17 protein-coding genes are annotated in these 17,629 nt (G+C 57.4%); 12 read left to right on the top strand and 5 right to left on the bottom strand.

Annotation, left to right across the window (positions count from 1 at the left end):
- Positions 1-9: 9 nt before the first annotated feature.
- The 8 genes from AC1D2P_RS00535 (at position 10) to AC1D2P_RS00500 (ending at position 9,165) form a co-directional block, all read left to right on the top strand.
- Complete coding sequence (locus tag AC1D2P_RS00535) at positions 10-1,665, top strand: 3-(methylthio)propionyl-CoA ligase (RefSeq protein ID WP_309475391.1); 1,656 nt, start codon at positions 10-12, stop codon at positions 1,663-1,665.
- A 141-nt stretch (positions 1,666-1,806) separates the two neighbouring features.
- On the top strand, positions 1,807-3,123 hold the full coding sequence (locus tag AC1D2P_RS00530) for an MFS transporter (protein WP_223524282.1): 1,317 nt from the start codon (positions 1,807-1,809) through the stop codon (positions 3,121-3,123).
- Positions 3,124-3,181: 58 nt separating this feature from the next.
- Entirely contained in the window at positions 3,182-4,192 is a 1,011-nt protein-coding gene (locus tag AC1D2P_RS00525; protein ID WP_223524286.1) for a YeiH family protein, read from the top strand.
- 322 nt (positions 4,193-4,514) lie between these two features.
- Positions 4,515-4,958 (top strand): hypothetical protein, encoded by a 444-nt coding sequence (locus AC1D2P_RS00520; RefSeq protein ID WP_175648994.1) that lies wholly within the window; start codon positions 4,515-4,517, stop codon positions 4,956-4,958.
- A gap of 26 nt (positions 4,959-4,984) precedes the next feature.
- Positions 4,985-5,662, top strand: a complete 678-nt coding sequence (locus AC1D2P_RS00515; RefSeq protein WP_223524289.1) for a DUF3313 domain-containing protein — start codon at positions 4,985-4,987, stop codon at positions 5,660-5,662.
- 77 nt (positions 5,663-5,739) lie between these two features.
- Complete coding sequence (locus tag AC1D2P_RS00510) at positions 5,740-6,987, top strand: MFS transporter (RefSeq protein ID WP_046032617.1); 1,248 nt, start codon at positions 5,740-5,742, stop codon at positions 6,985-6,987.
- A 178-nt stretch (positions 6,988-7,165) separates the two neighbouring features.
- Positions 7,166-7,651, top strand: a complete 486-nt coding sequence (locus AC1D2P_RS00505) for an adenosine-specific kinase (RefSeq protein ID WP_046032433.1) — start codon at positions 7,166-7,168, stop codon at positions 7,649-7,651.
- A 50-nt stretch (positions 7,652-7,701) separates the two neighbouring features.
- Positions 7,702-9,165 (top strand): sensor histidine kinase, encoded by a 1,464-nt coding sequence (locus AC1D2P_RS00500; RefSeq protein ID WP_223524324.1) that lies wholly within the window; start codon positions 7,702-7,704, stop codon positions 9,163-9,165.
- Here the strand turns inward: AC1D2P_RS00500 and AC1D2P_RS00495 are convergent, their stop codons facing one another.
- Together AC1D2P_RS00495 and AC1D2P_RS00490 are read right to left on the bottom strand one after the other, a co-directional pair.
- The gene (locus tag AC1D2P_RS00495) at positions 9,166-9,864 is read right to left on the bottom strand and encodes a response regulator (protein WP_223524293.1); all 699 of its coding nucleotides are present in this window, start codon (positions 9,862-9,864) and stop codon (positions 9,166-9,168) included.
- Between the two features lie 362 nt (positions 9,865-10,226).
- Positions 10,227-10,901, bottom strand: coding sequence for a TetR/AcrR family transcriptional regulator (locus AC1D2P_RS00490; protein ID WP_223524296.1), 675 nt, complete (start codon positions 10,899-10,901; stop codon positions 10,227-10,229).
- Between the two features lie 168 nt (positions 10,902-11,069).
- On the opposite strand from AC1D2P_RS00490, the gene AC1D2P_RS00485 reads away from it, so the two are divergent.
- Entirely contained in the window at positions 11,070-11,495 is a 426-nt protein-coding gene (locus AC1D2P_RS00485; RefSeq protein ID WP_223524299.1) for a hypothetical protein, read from the top strand.
- Positions 11,496-11,654: 159 nt separating this feature from the next.
- Complete coding sequence (locus tag AC1D2P_RS00480; protein WP_223524302.1) at positions 11,655-12,476, top strand: DUF1254 domain-containing protein; 822 nt, start codon at positions 11,655-11,657, stop codon at positions 12,474-12,476.
- Positions 12,477-12,593: 117 nt separating this feature from the next.
- On the opposite strand, the gene AC1D2P_RS00475 is transcribed toward AC1D2P_RS00480, so the two are convergent.
- Positions 12,594-13,979 (bottom strand): multiheme c-type cytochrome, encoded by a 1,386-nt coding sequence (locus tag AC1D2P_RS00475; RefSeq protein ID WP_477811285.1) that lies wholly within the window; start codon positions 13,977-13,979, stop codon positions 12,594-12,596.
- 79 nt (positions 13,980-14,058) lie between these two features.
- Here AC1D2P_RS00475 and AC1D2P_RS00470 point away from each other — a divergent pair, with 79 nt between their 5' ends.
- Entirely contained in the window at positions 14,059-14,220 is a 162-nt protein-coding gene (locus AC1D2P_RS00470) for a hypothetical protein (RefSeq protein WP_258666442.1), read from the top strand.
- A 496-nt stretch (positions 14,221-14,716) separates the two neighbouring features.
- On the opposite strand, the gene AC1D2P_RS00465 is transcribed toward AC1D2P_RS00470, so the two are convergent.
- Together AC1D2P_RS00465 and AC1D2P_RS00460 are read right to left on the bottom strand one after the other, a co-directional pair.
- Positions 14,717-15,148 (bottom strand): glycine zipper domain-containing protein, encoded by a 432-nt coding sequence (locus AC1D2P_RS00465; RefSeq protein ID WP_223524305.1) that lies wholly within the window; start codon positions 15,146-15,148, stop codon positions 14,717-14,719.
- Between the two features lie 333 nt (positions 15,149-15,481).
- Positions 15,482-15,820, bottom strand: a complete 339-nt coding sequence (locus AC1D2P_RS00460; protein ID WP_223524308.1) for a hypothetical protein — start codon at positions 15,818-15,820, stop codon at positions 15,482-15,484.
- Between the two features lie 317 nt (positions 15,821-16,137).
- On the opposite strand from AC1D2P_RS00460, the gene AC1D2P_RS00455 reads away from it, so the two are divergent.
- On the top strand, positions 16,138-17,616 hold the full coding sequence (locus AC1D2P_RS00455) for a c-type cytochrome (RefSeq protein ID WP_477758211.1): 1,479 nt from the start codon (positions 16,138-16,140) through the stop codon (positions 17,614-17,616).
- Positions 17,617-17,629 lie beyond the last annotated feature (13 nt).

Below are 17,629 nucleotides of genomic sequence, written 5' to 3'. Positions count from 1 at the left end.
GTATTTCACATGAACAACAATAAGACGGTGTCCAACATGAATGGACTGATGCAGCAACAGCAGCTGCTTATTTCGACGCTCCTCACCCATGCCGAGCGCCACCATGGCGACCAGGAAGTCGTCTCTCGCCGGGTCGAAGGCGATATCCATCGGCAAACCTATCGCGACCTCGGGCAGCGCGCACGCTGCCTGGCCAATGCGCTCGCCACGCTCGGCGTCAGCTTTGGTGACCGCGTCGGCACGCTCGCCTGGAACGGTTACCGCCACATGGAGCTGTACTACGCTGTATCCGGCTCGGGTGCCGTGCTGCACACGTTGAACCCACGCCTGCATGCCGACCAGGTGCAGTGGATTGCCGACCACGCTGAAGACCGCGTGCTCTTCTTCGATCTGACCTTCCTGCCGCTGGTCGAATCCATCGCCGACAAAGTCTCGACCATCACCCGCTTCGTGCTCATGACCGATCGAGCGCATATGCCGGCGGTTACCTCGATCCCCGATCTGCTGTGCTACGAAGATTTGATCGCAACCCACACCGATGACTTCGTGTGGCCAACCTTCGACGAAAACAGCGCATCGTCGCTTTGCTATACCTCAGGTACTACTGGCAATCCCAAAGGCGTGCTCTACAGCCACCGCTCGACGCTTCTGCACACCCATGCCGCCGCCCTCCCCGATGCCTTGAACTGCTCGGCGCGCGACACCGTCCTGCCGGTGGTGCCGATGTTCCATGTCAACGCCTGGGGGTTGCCATACATGGCCTGCATGGTCGGCGCAAAACTTGTTCTACCCGGACCGTTGCTCGACGGCGCATCGCTCTACGAGTTGTTCGAGGCGGAGAAAGTCACCCTGTCCGCCGGCGTGCCCACCGTCTGGCAAGGTCTGCTCGCCCATGTCGAGGCAACGGGCAAGACATTCTCGACCATGCGCCGGACGATAATCGGTGGCTCGGCCTGCCCTTCGGCCATGATGGCGGCCTTCGAGGATCGCTATGACGTACAGGTGCTGCACGTCTGGGGCATGACCGAGCTAAGTCCGCTCGGGACCGTTTGCACCCCCAAGGCCAGGCACCTCGCCATGGACAGCGCCGACCGCCGCGTCCTGCAGGCCAAACAAGGCCGGGTCGTGTACGGCGTCGACATGAAGATCGTCGGCGATGATGGCAAGGAACTMCCCCGCGACGGCAAAACCTCGGGCGAACTGATGGTGCGCGGTCCCTGGATCATCTCCTCCTACTACAAGAGCGACGCCGGCGATTCGCTGGTGGATGGCTGGTTCCCGACAGGCGATGTCTCGACTATTGATGCCGAGGGCTTCATGCAGATCACCGACCGCAGCAAGGATGTCATCAAGTCTGGAGGTGAGTGGATCGGTTCCATTGATCTGGAAAACATCGCCATGGCTCACCCGGCGGTTGCGATGGCTGCGTGTATTGCGGCCTACCACCCGAAATGGGATGAACGCCCGCTCCTGGTCGTGACCCGCAAACCCGGCAGCGAACTTTCGCGCGACGAATTGCTTGGATTCTATGAAGGCAAGATCGCCAGATGGTGGACCCCGGATGATGTGGTATTCGTCGACAGCATCCCGCTCGGCGCGACCGGCAAGATGTTGAAGAACAAGCTTCGCGAGATGTTCCAGGACTACCGACTGCCCACCGCCTGAGGGCCTGCCTCCCTCAACACGCTCGGGCGGGTAGTAACACGTTCCCATGCTTGCCCGAGCCGGGCGCTACTCAAGGCCCGGTTCACGAGTCCGATCAAGACAATCCAATAACAACAAGAAGCGCAGATACAAGGAATCGCCATGAATGTTCACCACGCCCTTGCTGACACTATCGAAACTTCAACCGCCAGCACGCCCCGACTGTATGCCTGGTGCGTATTTGCACTCAGTTTCGGTCTGCTGATTTCAGACTACATGTCACGACAAGTGCTCAACGCAATCTTTCCGCTGCTCAAATCCGAGTGGGCACTGAGCGACTCCCAGCTCGGCCTGCTGAGCGGCATCGTCGGTCTGATGGTGGGTCTGTTGACCGTACCCATGTCATTAATGGCCGACCGCTGGGGCAGGGTCCGCAGCCTGGTACTGATGGCCGCGATTTGGAGCTTGGCTACACTGGGCTCCGGCTTTGCACAAAATTACCAACACATGCTTCTCGCCAGGTCGTTGGTCGGCATCGGCGAGGCAGCCTATGCCAGCGTCGGCGTAGCTGTGGTGCTTTCCGTCTTTCCCAAGCAGATGCGTGCGACCCTCATCAGCACCTTCATGGCTGGCGCCATGTTTGGCTCCGTACTGGGCATGGCGCTTGGTGGCATCATCGCCGCGCACCTGGGCTGGCGCTCTGCTTTCATCGTTATGGCGATATTCGGCCTGACGCTCGCCATCATCTATCCACTTGTCGTAAAAGAGCGGCGCCTTGGCAACTGCACTCAGACCGCAAACCAACACGCCGAAGCAAACGGCAAGAGTCCACTACGTTCGCTGTTTGCCAGTCGTTCGGTCATCAGTGCCTATATCGGCAGCGGCCTGCAGATGTTCATCGGCGCCTCGTTGATAGCCTGGTTGCCCAGCTACCTGAACCGTTACTACCACATGGGCACCGATCGGGCTGGCTTGATCTCCGCCGCCCTGATCCTGGCGGGTGGCGCCGGCATGATCCTCTGCGGCATCCTCAGCGACCGCCTGTGCCGCAAAGCTCCCGAGCGCAAGATTTCCCTGGCCGTCGCCTACTGCCTGATCACTAGCCTATTGCTGTCAGCGGCCATGCTGTTGCCCCCCGGAGTGGCACAACTGGTAGTCATCGCTCTGGCCATGTTGGTGGTCACTGGCACGTTTGGCCCCGCCGGCGCCGCCATCGCCAACTTGACCCACCCTTCAGTGCACGGCACGGCCTTTGCCATTCTGGCCTTGTCCAATAACCTGCTTGGCCAAGGGCCCGGCCCCTATGTCACGGGCCTGCTGGCTGACGCCTTTGGCCTTGATCGTGCTTTCCAGATGATCCCACTGATCAGCATCGCAGCAGCCCTCGTGTTCTGCTACGGCAAGCGCCACTACCAACGCGATATCCAGAAACTGATGCCGACAGTCGCAGGTGCGACGCCGGCCGGAAGAATGTCATGAACGCCCCCATCAAACTGCCCGTGACACAACCACTGCCCTGCCCCCAGGAGAGTCTTGCATGAGCTCCGCAACCATTGCCTCGCTGGGGGTACGCAGCCAATTGCTGATGCCCGGCTTTATCGTCAGCGCCATGGTCGCCGCTGCGGCCACATTCCTCTCCGAGCACTACGGCGCGCCGGTGATGCTCTTCGCACTTCTACTGGGCATGGCGATGAATTTCCTTTCCGGTGACGGGGTGTGCAAGCCGGGCATCGAGTTCACAGCCCGCGAGATCCTCCGGGTCGGTGTTGCGTTGCTGGGCATTCGCATCACCCTGGAGCAGATCGTTGCCCTTGGCTGGCAGCCGGTTGTGATGGTGGTGACGCTAGTGGTGGTGACGATCCTGGTGTCCATCGTCGCGGCTCGCGCCATGGGCTTCAGCACCTTGTTCGGCCTGCTTACCGGCGGCGCCACCGCAATTTGTGGCGCGTCGGCGGCCCTTGCCCTGGCGGCAGCGCTGCCCAGCCATGAGAAGAAAGAGCGGGCGACGCTCTTCACAGTCATAGGCGTTTCGGCGCTGTCCACCATGGCAATGATCCTTTACCCGATGATTGCCCAGTTTTTCAACCTGAGCCCGCTCCACGCAGGCTTTTTCCTCGGCGGCACCATTCACGATGTAGCCCAGGTGGTTGGCGCCGGCTACGGCATGTCACACGAGACCGGCGACAGCGCCACGGTCGTGAAACTGATGCGCGTGGCGATGCTGCTACCGGTAATTCTGTGTGCGGCCATGATCACCCGCGCCCGCGGCGTCGAACCTGGCAGCAAGCGACCACCGCTGCTGCCGTGGTTCGCGGTGGGATTTGTAATCTTTGCCGCAGTCAACAGCACCGGGGTCATTCCACAGATGGTTCAGGACGCCGGCAACAGCCTGTCACGCTGGTGCCTGGTGATCGCCATCAGCGCACTGGGCATGAAGACGCAGCTCAAGGAGCTGGCCTCGGTGGGGATCAAACCCATTCTATTGATGGTGGGAGAAACCGTATTCCTTGGCGCACTGGTGTTGGCAATGCTGCACTGGGCCATGTAAACCGAACCCCTGCGGGGTCATCGCCGCTCTGGTCAAACAGAGCTTTTTGCCGCGTCGGAGCTGTGTACCAGTTGCTCCGTTACGCGGCTTTTTTATATCGAGATTTGCTTGTTTCGGCTTTCCTGCTATGAGCCGTCTCGCCTTCTTACGAATGTCCGTATGGGTCGTTTACTACCCTCCGCGACAGACAGAAAACGGCCCGAATCAGTCAGCATGCCAAGAAACGGCTCGAAGCGATTTTTAGCACCGTCCTGCTACGCTTTTTAATTTCTCGAGTAGATTTAAGGTAACCACTCACAAAATCTTGTTGAGGTTGCGAAACGTGAGAGCCGGATTGATTGGGGCCGCCGTCATCATCACGGTGATGGGTGTAACAACGCAGAGGTTCATGGAGTGGAAATCGTTCGAGAACGAGCGAAAGGAGGCCCTGTGCAGGTCAGTACAGCAGCATATGAAAACCCTGGAAACTCGAGCACGAGCGATGACTGCGGGGCTGTCTATGGAAGCTTACGCCGAGGCGGAGAGTTCTGAGGTGGACGAATTAGTCAGCGCGTTGGATACCGCAAACAATGACGCGGAGGTTGAAGCGGTCATAGACGCACACGCCGCAAAATTGGAGGCAAAGGACGCAGCGACCGATGCAGAACTGAAAAACCTGGGGAGTCAGCATTTTCTCGAACAACAACTCAAAGAACAGCGAATAACCACGGACATCAAGCAGGAAATCAAACGCACCGAGAAGGCTGTAACTGAGTCCTGTAATTAGTCCTGGCTCCAAGGAGTGAATTCACTATGACCCCGGCCCATAAACTGTTTGTTGGCGTTGCAATGGCCAGCCTGCTACTTGGCGGTTGCACCTCCCAGGTCACTGAGCGCGAGCAGTACTCCGGCTTCCTGTCCAACTACAACAACCTGGAAGAAGTGACCACCGCCACCGGTGAGAAGGCAATGCGCTGGGTGAGCCCGTCCTGGAACCCGAATGCGTATGACACCATCGCGTTCAGAACGCTGGAGTTTTACCCCGCGCCGAAGCCCAATGAACAAGTCAATCAGCAGACGCTGGTCGAATTGCAGGACTACATGTCCAGGAAGGCCAAAATCGTGCTGGGCCAGAAATACCGGAGGGTATCTAACGCGGCCGCTGCACCGGCCGGCTCACGCCCCCTGATCCTGCGTGCGGCGATCACGGGCGTCAGTGCCTCGAACGAAGGCATGAAGTGGTATGAAGTGATGCCGATCGCAGCCGTTGTCGGAGCGACACAGGCTGCCACCGGGCACCGGGATCAAGACACGAATATCTACTTCGAAGCCGAGTTCATTGACGCGAGAACCAATCAGACCATGGCCAAAGTGGTACGCAAGGTATTCGGCAGCCAGCTAGAGAACGAGAGCCAGCGCATCACCACTAAGGACTTTAAAGCCGCTATCGACAAACTGAGTACTGATCTCTGGACGTTCATCCACAGTTGACCGTTACAAACCTTTCAGCTTTTTTTCTCCCTCCTCTGGCATCCTGCCGACGCGGCTAAAGGAGTGTGAGGCTCATGATGAAAACCACTGACAAGTCGGGCGGTACTTCCACTACTGCGCCAATCCAGAAGGCGTCAACCGGCAATGTCTGGCGCACCCTGCCTGGTGGCATCTGGGCGCTCGGCTTCGTCTCGATGCTGATGGACATCTCCTCAGAGATGATCCATGCATTGTTGCCGCTCTACATGGTGACAGTACTGGGTACCTCCGTCCTGGCGGTGGGTCTCATCGAGGGAATAGCCGAGGCTACAGCCTCGATCACCAAGGTATTCTCCGGGGCGCTCAGTGATCGATTGGGCAAACGCAAGCTGCTGGCGGCGCTGGGTTATGGACTGGGGGCGCTGTCCAAACCAATCTTTCCTTTGGCGGGCTCGCTGGACTGGCTGACCGGGGCTCGCTTTATCGACCGTATCGGCAAAGGGATTCGCGGTGCCCCGCGCGATGCATTAGTGGCCGACATCACACCACCCGCGGTACGCGGGGCGGCTTTCGGCCTGCGTCAGACGCTGGATACCGTTGGTGCATTCCTGGGGCCGTTGCTGGCGATTGGTTTGATGTGGCTGACCGCGAACCACTTCCAGACCGTGTTCTGGGTGGCTGTCATCCCGGCCTTCCTCGCCGTCGCTGTGCTGCTTTTGTTCGTTCATGAGCCCAGACAAGTGCAAGGGCCGCAACGGGTGCGTACGCCCTTGAGTCGGCGGGAACTGGCCCGACTGGGCGCCGGTTACTGGTGGGTGGTGGGTGTCGCTTCGGTGTTCACCCTGGCGCGATTCAGCGAGGCCTTTCTGATCCTGCGCGGCCAGGCTGTTGGGCTGGCGCCGATGTGGGCGCCAGCGGTACTGGTCCTGATGGCAGTGGCGTACTCGCTGTCAGCCTATCCCGCCGGGGCATTGTCTGATCGTGTCAGCCGCGTGCCGGTGCTCGGCATAGGTCTGATATTTCTGATGGCTGCCGATTTGACGCTGGCGTTTGTGCCGGGTATTGCGGGGCTGGTCGTCGGCGTCGTTCTATGGGGGCTGCACATGGGGTTTACCCAGGGGATATTCGCCGCCCTCATCGCCGATTGCGCGCCGGCTGAACTGCGTGGGACGGCATTTGGCATGTTCAATTTGTTGACCGGACTGGCCTTGCTGATGGCGAGTGTCATCGCGGGGGCGCTATGGGATACGGCAGGCTACCAAGCGACCTTCTTGATGGGAGGGGGCTTTGCTGTTTTGACTTTTTTGGGGTTGTGGGTGATCCGATCGAAAGTCCAGGTTCGATAACAACGCCCAGTCACGACCATCAGGACGACAAGTCCGTCTGACGTTGGTCGATTGCAACCCCTCACAACAGGTAGCAAACGGCCAGAAACCGTCAGTGGCCGGAGCAATAACAAATGAGTAGCTATGCTTGGTGTGTTGCCAGACGCTGGTAACGACTTCGTGAATGGAGGGGTTTGAGATGCAACTCATCACGTTGAAAATCGATAAACCGGAAGTGACGAACTTCATTTTAGGTCAGACGCACTTCATCAAGTCCGTCGAGGACATCCACGAAGCGCTGGTCAATGCTGTACCAGGTATCCAGTTTGGTGTGGCCTTTTGTGAAGCCTCTGGCAAATGCCTGGTGCGATGGTCCGGCACCGATACCCCAATGATTGAACTTGCACAGAAGAATGCGAAAGCCATCGCCGCAGGCCATAGCTTCATCATTTTCCTGGGCGACGGTTTCTATCCGCTGAACGTGTTAAACACCATCAAAATGGTTCCAGAGGTCTGCCGTATCTTTTGTGCAACAGCCAATCCAACCGAGGTGATTCTCGCTGAGACGGAACAAGGGCGAGCAATCCTGGGCGTAGTGGATGGCTTTTGTGCCAATGACATTGAAGGCGATGAAGACATTCAGTGGCGCAAGAATCTGTTGCGACAAATTGGCTACAAACAGTGAGTTGCAGGGTTGTCCAATCGACCTATCAGGATGTTCAGGGAACCCAATCGATGGCAAACGATGCAAAAGTCGAATCCAAAAACGAGACGTTTATCGCGCAAGAGGCTGAGGCGCTGAGCGCCCCCTCCCCTATCTGGCACAGACGAATCAGAGTCCAGGCGCGCAATCTGAGTCACTCGACCCAGTTTGTCATTGCCGCTGCGGTGATCCTGGGACTGACCATGTTCTTCGTCGGCAATTTGGTGAGCCTACGAATAGAAGGTGCCGCGGTACATAGCGCGGCAGAAGCCGCTGCTCAGTACATGGACACGTTTCTGGAGCCCTATGTGCAGGAGATGAGCCGGGACAACAACCTCTCGGCTGAAAGTGTCCAGGCCCTGGACCGCCTCACGCAAAGTCGTGCGCTAAAACAGCACATTGTTTCGATCAAGATCTGGCGGGCGGATGGCACAGTTGTCTACAGCACGAATAAAGCCATCACCAACCACCAATTCCCCGTGGATGAGATCACCGAGGCATTCAAAGGCAAAGTGGTCACCGACCTTGAAGAGCTGAGCCAGCAGGAGAACGAGTTCGAACGCAAGCTCAACCTGCCGCTCTATGAGATCTACGCGCCTCTGCGGGATTCAAACTCCAGGAAAGTCATCGCGGTGGGCGAGTTTTATGAAAAGGCCGAGAGCCTCAAGCGCGAGATCAATCGTGTCCGACAGCAGGTATGGGAGGTTGTCGGCGCCGCGACGCTGGCAATGCTGACGCTGCTTTTCTTCATCGTGCGACGCGGTGACAAGATTATCCAGCGCCAACAAGTGGCACTGCACTTACGGCTGCAGGAGCAAACCCGTTTACACGTCAGCAATGTCGAACTCCAGCGCAAGATGGCGACGGCGACCCAGGAGTTTTCCCGGGTCAACGAACTCACCTTGCGGCGCATTGGTGCAGACCTGCACGATGGGCCGGCGCAGTTATTGACCTTGATTCTGATCCGGCTCGACGACTTGGCCGAAAACTGCTCCGCGGTCGATCAGGAGTCGATGGAAACCATTCGTGGCGCCGCTACCGACGCATTGCGGGAGGTCCGCGAACTATCACGAGGCCTGGCACTTCCGGAAATCAACGATTTGAGCCTGGTGGAAGAGTTGCAATTGGTGGCGCAACGGCACGAGCAACGCACGGGCACCAAGGTCACGTTAGCCCTGGGGCGACTACCGAAGGCCGCGTCACTACCACTCAAACTCTGTTTGTACCGTTTTGTGCAAGAAGCCCTCAACAACGCTTACCGTCATGCCAACGGCGAGGGTCAGGTCATCCAGGCGCAATACATTGATGAAGTATTGAATATCAGCGTCAGGGACAGGGGTCCCGGCATGACGGAGGACGCCATGCTGCTCGAGACATCCGGCAGAACCCGATTGGGGCTCGCCGGTTTGCGTTATCGCGTTGAATCGCTGGGCGGGTTGTTCAGCATCGACTCTTGCGCCTCGGGTACGTCGGTCAATGCACAGTTCAAGATCTAGTCAGGAGCCATTCCCGGCATCCGCTTGTGTTTTCCCTGCGTCGATGTGAAGCCGCCCGACAGCTTCGTGCGCCCTGTAATGCCGTAGGGCCGTGACCGCTTCGACACGATTTCGGGCGTGCAGTTTCTGCATCACGCAGCCCATGTGATGCTTGACGGTTTTTTCGCTGATCGACAGCTTTGACGCAACCTCTCTATTGGTCAGCCCCTTTGAAACTTCACAAATGACTTCCTCCTCGCGAGGGGTGAGATCAAACGTTTGATTTTCCGCTTTGTGTTTCTTGATGTTATTGAGCAGTTTATTGGCGAATTCGGGGGTGATGTATGACTCGCCCTTGGCAACCGACCTGATCGCCAGGACCAGTTCCGGTCCACTGACACCTTTCAACACATACCCGCGCGCGCCGGCCTCCAGTGCCGAAAAGGCGTCATCTTCGGATTCCGAAACGGTCAGCATCAGCACCTTCACTTCCGGCAGCTCAGTGGCAATGAATCGTACCGCGGCGAAAACATCGCCCGGCATATTGACGTCCATCAACATCACGTCCGGACGAACCCTCACCGCAATATCCCTGGCTTCCTCCGCATTGGCGCCCTGCTCCACGACCTGAAGATCCGCCCGCCTTTTCAACGTATTGGCAACGCCCTCACGCAACAAAGGATGATCGTCGGCAATGCCGATGCGAATGGATGGACTCATAACGCGCTCCCGAAAGGATTAGCACTCGAACACTCATTGATTAATAGCAGGGAACCAGGGACCCCGCTGGTTATCCGTCGAGTGTCCAAGGCTCCGGGCGTCAAGAAATCAGACTTAGGTCGGATAAATTTCGATCGTCAGTAAGCAATCACGACGTGGGGATTCTGAACCTCTGTACCCCAACCCATTGTTTTAAAAGGCCGCTACGCCCATCAAAAAACAGACAGTCTCATTCACCCGGATTCATCATTCATTCGACCAACCGTCGCTCTTCTTCGATCAGGCACATACAGCGGCAGCACCGGCCCCGCCTGGACTTGCGTCGACGGGCTACTCGAGTGCGCCCCCAGTGAAATGCGGGTTCACTTTCGCAATATTGCGGACACAGCCTTGCGCTTTTGCCGCGCCGGCTCATCCTCCGCCAGCGCCTGGCGGACGAGCGCTCGAGCGGCCCAAACGCAGGTGTCGAGCGATTCTTCGATGCTCGCGCCACCGATATCGCGCACGGCGATCAACGCTTCGGTGCCGATCACGATCGACAGTGCCTGTTTCAGTCGCTTGCGTGCGCGGGGTGAGAGCACGTCTTTCAGCGAGTCGACAATCGGCTCGATGTAGCTCATGCGTCGTCCCGGCCGCAAGGGTTCGTGGGGTTCCGTTTCGAGCCACACCGTCATGAACGAGCGTTCCATCACGTGCAGGCCAATCTCGTCGTCGAGCAGCAGTGTGTTCAACGCGTTCGCCGCCAGGCCGATGCCCTTTACCGGATCGTCTCCCGGCCGCCAGAGGTTCTCCAGCGGCGTCATGTCGCGATCGGCCGCCGTCTCGCTGATCAACGCCTCAGGCGAGGGAAAGTAACGATACGCCGTGGCCCGCGACACCATCGCGCGCTCGGCGACTTGCGCGACAGTCGGGTTGTGGCCCTCGTCGCGTAAGGCGATGGCGGCATCGATCAGCGCTTGACGCGTGCGTTGCCGCTGGTTGGCGCGGCCTTGCGTATCAGTATCACGGACAGGCGGGCTTGACTTCGAGGTCGGCATGGAATAAATGATACTCCGTCTTGTAATGAGACTTAAGTCTCATAATAGACACGCAACGCAGGATATGCCAATGGCGCTTTGCGAAGCACAATCGGCGCGCCGGGCATAACGATTCCACATCGTTTTTTCAGCAACTGAGCGCGCCTCAGGGCGCATGAGGTGAATGCCATGAATCACAATCCCCGTTCACGGACCTGGTTTCGGCTCGCGGCCCTCTACTTTGCCAGTGGCGTGGCGCTGGGCGTGACGATGGGCGCTTCCGGCGACCATTCACTCTTCGCGGTACATGCCCATATCAATCTGTTGGGGTGGATGTCGATGGCACTGTTCGGGCTGTTCGGCACGTTGCACCCGTCAATCACTGAAGGACGCATCGCTAGCGCACAGTTCTGGACGTACAACGTTGGCGTACCGGTGATGCTCGGCGCACTGACACTGCGTATCAAGGGCTTCCCCTCAGTCGAGCCATTGATTGCGTTCGCATCAATTCTCATCGGTTTCAGTGTGCTGCTCTTCGTGTGGCAGGTGTTCTCGCGCATCGGCGTAACATTCGAAAATTTTAGCGGTGCGAACGGTGAATCGCGTCAGTCATGACGCAGGTTACTTCTAGTCGTATTTAGGCAGCGTATCGGTGCAGGGTGTGTCCTCCCTGGATCGGATGCTGCCCTTTGCGACCGGGAATCATAGTGATTTCTCACTGTTCTTTGAACACGTCAAAGCGTAGGACGCAGGCGATGATACCGACAGACAGTGATGGTGCAGCCGCTTTCCGCTTATCTCCAGCAGCCCGCGCCACCTGCAGCACCCGCGATTGATTTCCCGAAGATCGATAAAGACCTGGTGAAGACTGACTTCTTCAAGTATCTGGGCTTTGCCTTGCAGTTCGACCCGGCCACACCGGACGAAGTAGCGATCCGCGAGAAACTTGCCCGAATCGGCGTCGGCAAGGACTTCAACTTCCAGAACCTGTCCGCCGAACAGAAAACCGCGGTGGTTCAAGGCCTGCAGGCTGGGTATGCAAAGGTTGAGGAAGGGATTAAAAATCTGGGCACCAGGATTAATGGCTGGAACGTTGTCGGTGCCGGCGGCGACAACGCCTTCTACAATGGCGACTGGCTCAACCGTGCTGCTGTTGCGCAAGCAGGCATATACGCCAACGATGCCGATGAGGCCACGTACTCGCTGGCCAATACCTTGCCAAATGGCGAACCGCTCGACGGCAGCAAGCACAACTACACGATCACCTTTGCTGCCGGACAACTTCCACCGGTTAATGCCTTCTGGTCAGTGACGATGTACGACGGCAAGACGCAATTGCTGATCGAAAACCCGATCAATCGCTACCTCATCAACTCACCAATGTTGCCCGGTATGAAGAAGAATGCGGACGGCTCACTAACGCTCTACCTGCAGAAAAACTCACCCGGCGTGGACAAGGAAAGCAACTGGCTGCCCGCACCGAATGATCGGATCTACCTGGTGATGCGTCTCTATTGGCCGAAGACGCAGGCGCCTTCCATCTTGCCGCCTGGCAAAGGAACGTGGAGCCCGCCGCAGATCGTCAAGGCTTCATAACGTCCGCGACCGTTTGCCATGCGTCGATTGCTGTGCAACGAACCCTCCTCTAACGTCCCTCTCCTTCGGCAAGGCGTATATAGAGATCAGCCCCCGCTGGACCTCGACACTGTGCAGCTAAAAGTGCGCAGTGTCCGCCTTGGCGACTGGCAGGCTGGTCGAGAGAGGAACGCTCTGCGTGACCTTGGCCATCTGGGTAATTTCCACCTGCAACTGATCCTTGCCGAGCAGGTAGTCGGCCAGCTTCTGCGAAAACGGCCAGTAGTTCAGTTCGGCAGTCACGGTGATCGGCCCGACGGCGTCGGCCGGCACCAGGAAGGAGAACTCCCCAATATCGTAGCCCTTGGGCAGAATGCGGTTGTCCGAGAGAATTTGCGTGGCATTCCAGACTTCGACGTCCAACGGATTGCCGTCCTTGTCGCCAATGTGCACTTTGAAGTTTCGGGTGTTGTCCTCGGTCTTGCCGTCCTTGATCGAACCCAGCCGATAGAGCTCGCGACCACTGGCATCCAGTACCCGGAAATCAATCCACATCTCCCGTCCCTCTGGAAAGCCGGTCGGTAGCTTGTGCCCTGCGCCGACATTCGCAACTTTGACCGCAACCGAGGTGTATTGCCCGGGAATGACAGTTGCCGGCAGTTGCTGGAATTGTATTTGCGCCGCACGCACGAGCATGTCGCGCGCGCGTTGCGCACCCTCGTCCTGACCGAGGTGCTTGAGCATCATGGCGTTGGCTCCGCTGAACCAATGCGAGGCGACTTGCTCGCGGTCCGGCCCCATGATCGCGGCCTTACCCGCAAAACCCTGCATATGGCAACTCTGGCAGGTTACATCGTTAAGGCTGTAGGCACTCTCCTGCCATTCGTCATAGGTTCGCTCGACCGCCACACTGCTGAACGGGTGCGTGACGTTGTGACAAGTGCCGCAAAAGTCCGAGCGCGTGTGCAGAGCGGAATACACGGTGTCGTGATAAGGCGAAACGGCATCTTTACGCGGGCCGAACTTGGTGGGTTTACCGTGCRCTCGAGGGCTCAAGACATAAGCGCCGTTATCGAGGCCCGTGCGGGCACTGATGTTGTGACAGGTCTCGCAATCGACCCCGGGCATTGGATGATGTTGGGTGCTGTCTTCAATCGATGAGCGGTTGATTTCCGAAGTGATCTGACCGGTCGTGAGACCAATCGGGGTATGGCAGCCGGTGCAGAAGTTATCGACCTTCCCGTCGGTGGCCGAACTCGCACGCTTGAGCAAGGCGCGATAGATGGGCTCATCCCAGGCTTGGGACATCATCGAGGAGCGCCACTGCTTGTAAATCTCCGTATGGCAAGCGCCACATACCTGGGCATTGTCGAAGTCCTTAACATTCAAAACCAGGTTGCCAGTGGTATTGGCCCGGTGCGGAAAGAACGGCATCCCACCATTCACATGCATGAGCTTGGAGCGTTCCGGCTCCAGCCACTTCTCATTGGCTTGAGTGTCATTGCCCTGAGGTTCATCGGCCACGACCAGAGTGACCGTAAGCAGGCAAGCCAGAAAGCACAAAAAACGGCGAACGAAAGGTTTGATCACCAGGAAAAACAGTATGAACAATATCGTGAGCGAAATACTCAAGCCGACAAGGGCCAGCTTGACGCCAGCCGAGACATTGAACGAGGCCGTGCAAGAGCCGGCGCACATTACCCATAGAACCATCAAGGCCGATAACCAGCGCAACGCTGCCGGTGTACACGTACGTTTAGAGTGATTCATAAGAATTCCCCCTAGACGGTTGCAGAGGATGACTGCGGCACTTCTATTGAGTAGCCAGGGGAATTTTATGACGCAAACCGATGGTTATATGTAATCACTCAACGGGGGTACTTTCAGCTCCAAAGCTTCCCGACTCTGCGCCTTTGGTGGATGGGATAAGCTGACGTAGCAATTACTTTGCCAGCACTGCGGCAAACATGTGCGATGAACTGAACGCCCCGCACACATTGGCCACTGGCTGAAATAGTGTGTTGATGGAGACGCGAATGCTGCCGGGGAATGGCGCTCATTAGTGGGGGGGGACTCACGCCGAAACCGGGGGTGGCGTCGCGTATGTGGACATGCCGCGTTTTACGCAAACTCCCCGTGATTACAGCCCGATTCGTTGAAGACCACCACTCCACGGCCTAAAAGACGCCCCTAGGGGGAAGGTTATGCCCGCCCCCCTGGTTGAAACAAAGTTTCCACTAGTTCTGACTCTGCACCCGCGATCAATCGCCATGCTTGTGTTTATGTTTATCCTTATTTTTATTCTTATGCTTGTAGTCAGAACTGTGTTGGTCGTTGTCATCGGCCATATTGTTGCCGACAGCCCCCCCTGCAGCACCGCCCAGTCCAGCGCCGATCAGGCCACCGGTTGAGCCACCGACGCTGTTGCCAATCACCTGGCCACCCGCTGCCCCGAGCCCCCCACCAATAGCTGATTCAGTCTTCTTGCCGCTCTTCGCCGTCATTGCGCCCCCAGCCGCGCCACCTACTCCCGCTCCGATCGCGGCGCCCGTGCTACCGCCCATGGCCTGACCGACCACGCTTCCAAGGGCGCCGCCGACACCGCCACCGATAGCCGTGTTGGTAGTTTCGCCGGCGAGGGAGTACTGCGATACAAGAAGGCTAATTGCAACGATGGAGAATGATTTACGCATCAGACAGACCTTAAGAAATACACAAAAGAAGAAAAGTCTGTTGGTACGAAACAGTCAGGTCAATACTTATTCGGCCGTGCAGTAACCTGGATCAATCAATCGGTGAGTTGTAAAACCGTTTATCGATGAAATATGACCTGTGGGCGACCCCGCTAAACCGGGGGGTCGATAGCGCGCCGGGGATGAGCGCACGTCTTTGCGCGAGTCGACAATCGGCTCGACTCGGATCATGCGCCGCCCGGTTGTATTCCTTACGACTGAAGGTCTATACGGTCACACTCGGCACCGCCCTCCCCCCGAAGAGAAAGACCGATGCCGAGCATCACGTAGCCACTACTCAATCAGCTGATCAATCAAAACCGCGTTGGTATAGATCAAGCTGCCATCGCTCGCTCGGTGCCCGACCATATGGAACTGTCCGCGTTTGTGCTGCAGATAGACACGCATCTGGCAGTCGGACAAGGGGGCGTATCCCTCGGGCATTCTTAACTCCATCGAGCTCATATCGACATCGACCATGGCTTCAGGCTCTTGGGTCTTCTGCAAGCGCTCTTCGGCCTCTTCCAGACGGAGATGGAGAGGTCCGTCGACGTAGAAATGGACTTCCCCCATCGGGGTGGACTTTTGGGCGCCGCTGGTTTTGCACCAGCCTTCGATCGTCAGGGCACTCATGACGAAACCTCCCATGTGGATTGCTGGACTCTGTAGCTATCGTCCCTGCTCAATGCCATCACTTACGTTGGATAACTGGACAAGGGCAGAGTTCGTCTTTTTTGGCGCCGCTTCTGGCCGAACCCTGCCGTCCGTCATCAGAAATTCAGTATAGCTGGTCGCCGGGCCTCGCTTGCCAGCCTCACGGTACAACCCGATGGTTCTATACTTCTTACTGACTTTGCCACCCGGACGGGTGGTAGTTGTCTGCCCTGCTTGGATGTCAGTGGCGATGCTTTTGCATAACCAATGAACAACAGGAATAGGATGAAGAGGAAATGGCAATAGCAATTGTCCTGATACTAATCGTTATTGCGTCAGTGCTATTCGACATACTAGCGCCCTGGCAGGCGACACCGGCAGCTTCCAACTGGGGCTCCATAGACACCACCCTGTTCATCACCCTGATTATTTGCGGGATATTTTTCATTGCCATCACGGTATTCATGGCTGTAGCGGTGATGCGCTTTCGTCACAAGGAGGGTGCCAGGGCGGCCTACCAGCCAGAAAGTAAAAAACTGGAATTATGGTTAATCATCGTTACTTCCGTAGGTATTGCCGCGATGTTGGCGCCAGGTCTGGTTGTTTACAACGATTTCATCCGGGTGCCGAAAAATGCTTACGAACTTGAAGTGGTCGCCCAGCAGTGGCAGTGGGCCTTTCGTTTCCCCGGCCAAGACGCAAAGCTGGGCAAATCGGATGTCAGGTTTATTGATTCCGCCAATCCCTTTGGCCTTGACCCCAAGGATCCTGCAGGGCAGGACGATGTGCTTGTAATAAACAATGAAGTTCACCTTCCACTCGACAAGCCGGTGAAAGTTTTACTGCGCTCAAAAGATGTGCTGCACGATTTCTATGTACCGCAAATTCGCAGCAAGATGGACATGGTGCCCGGCATGGTGTCGTACTTTTGGTTTACGCCAACTAAAACCGGGAACTATGAAGTCCTTTGCGCTGAGTATTGTGGCGTAGGGCATTACAACATGCGCGGTCATATGATCGTGGTAGAACAGGACGTCTTCGATCAATGGCTAAAAGGCCAACCGACTTTTGCGCAGACATTAACGACCGCTGCTAAGCCGAGTCGGGACAGCGTGCTGGAAAAAGGCCGCCAGTTGGTCGAACAACATGGCTGCAAGGCCTGCCATAGCCAGGATGGTACTGCCAGTCTCGGCCCGGGATGGAAGGGGCTGTACGGCCGCACTGAACAACTCGCCGATGGCACCCGTGTGCAAGTCGACGAGGCCTACCTGAAAGAGTCGATTCTCGATCCGAAGGCCCGACTGGTACAGGGCTACCCGCCGGTGATGGTGGCCTATACTCTCAATGACGATGAACTGGGTGCTGTCATCGCCCTGATCAAGTCACTGGGTGCTGCGCAGCAAGGCGATGAACCTTCGACCGGCGAAGCATCGGCCCCAGGTGAAGACCTGGCGGCTCAGGGTCAGCGGCTGGCCGGGTCGCTTGGCTGCCTGGCCTGCCACAGCGTTGATGGCAACAAGGGCGTGGGCCCCAGTTGGCTGGGCCTGTATGGCAAGACAGAAACCCTCGCCGACGATACGAGTGTAAAGGTCGATGAGGGCTATCTAAAAGAGTCGGTTCTTCATCCCAACGCAAAAATCGTCAAAGGCTTTGCAGCCGTCATGCCGGCCTTTGCTCCGAGTGATAAGGACTTGAACGCACTGATCGCCTTTATCAAATCCAAAGCGAACACCGAAACTGATACGAGCAAAGCGGAGCCAGGAAAGCAGCCGTAAGGAGCCAGAAACA

This window comes from Pseudomonas sp. P1_F1_2 (assembly GCF_056405815.1).
Note: the sequence above shows the minus strand (reverse complement) of the source record. Positions and strands in the feature narration are given on the sequence as shown.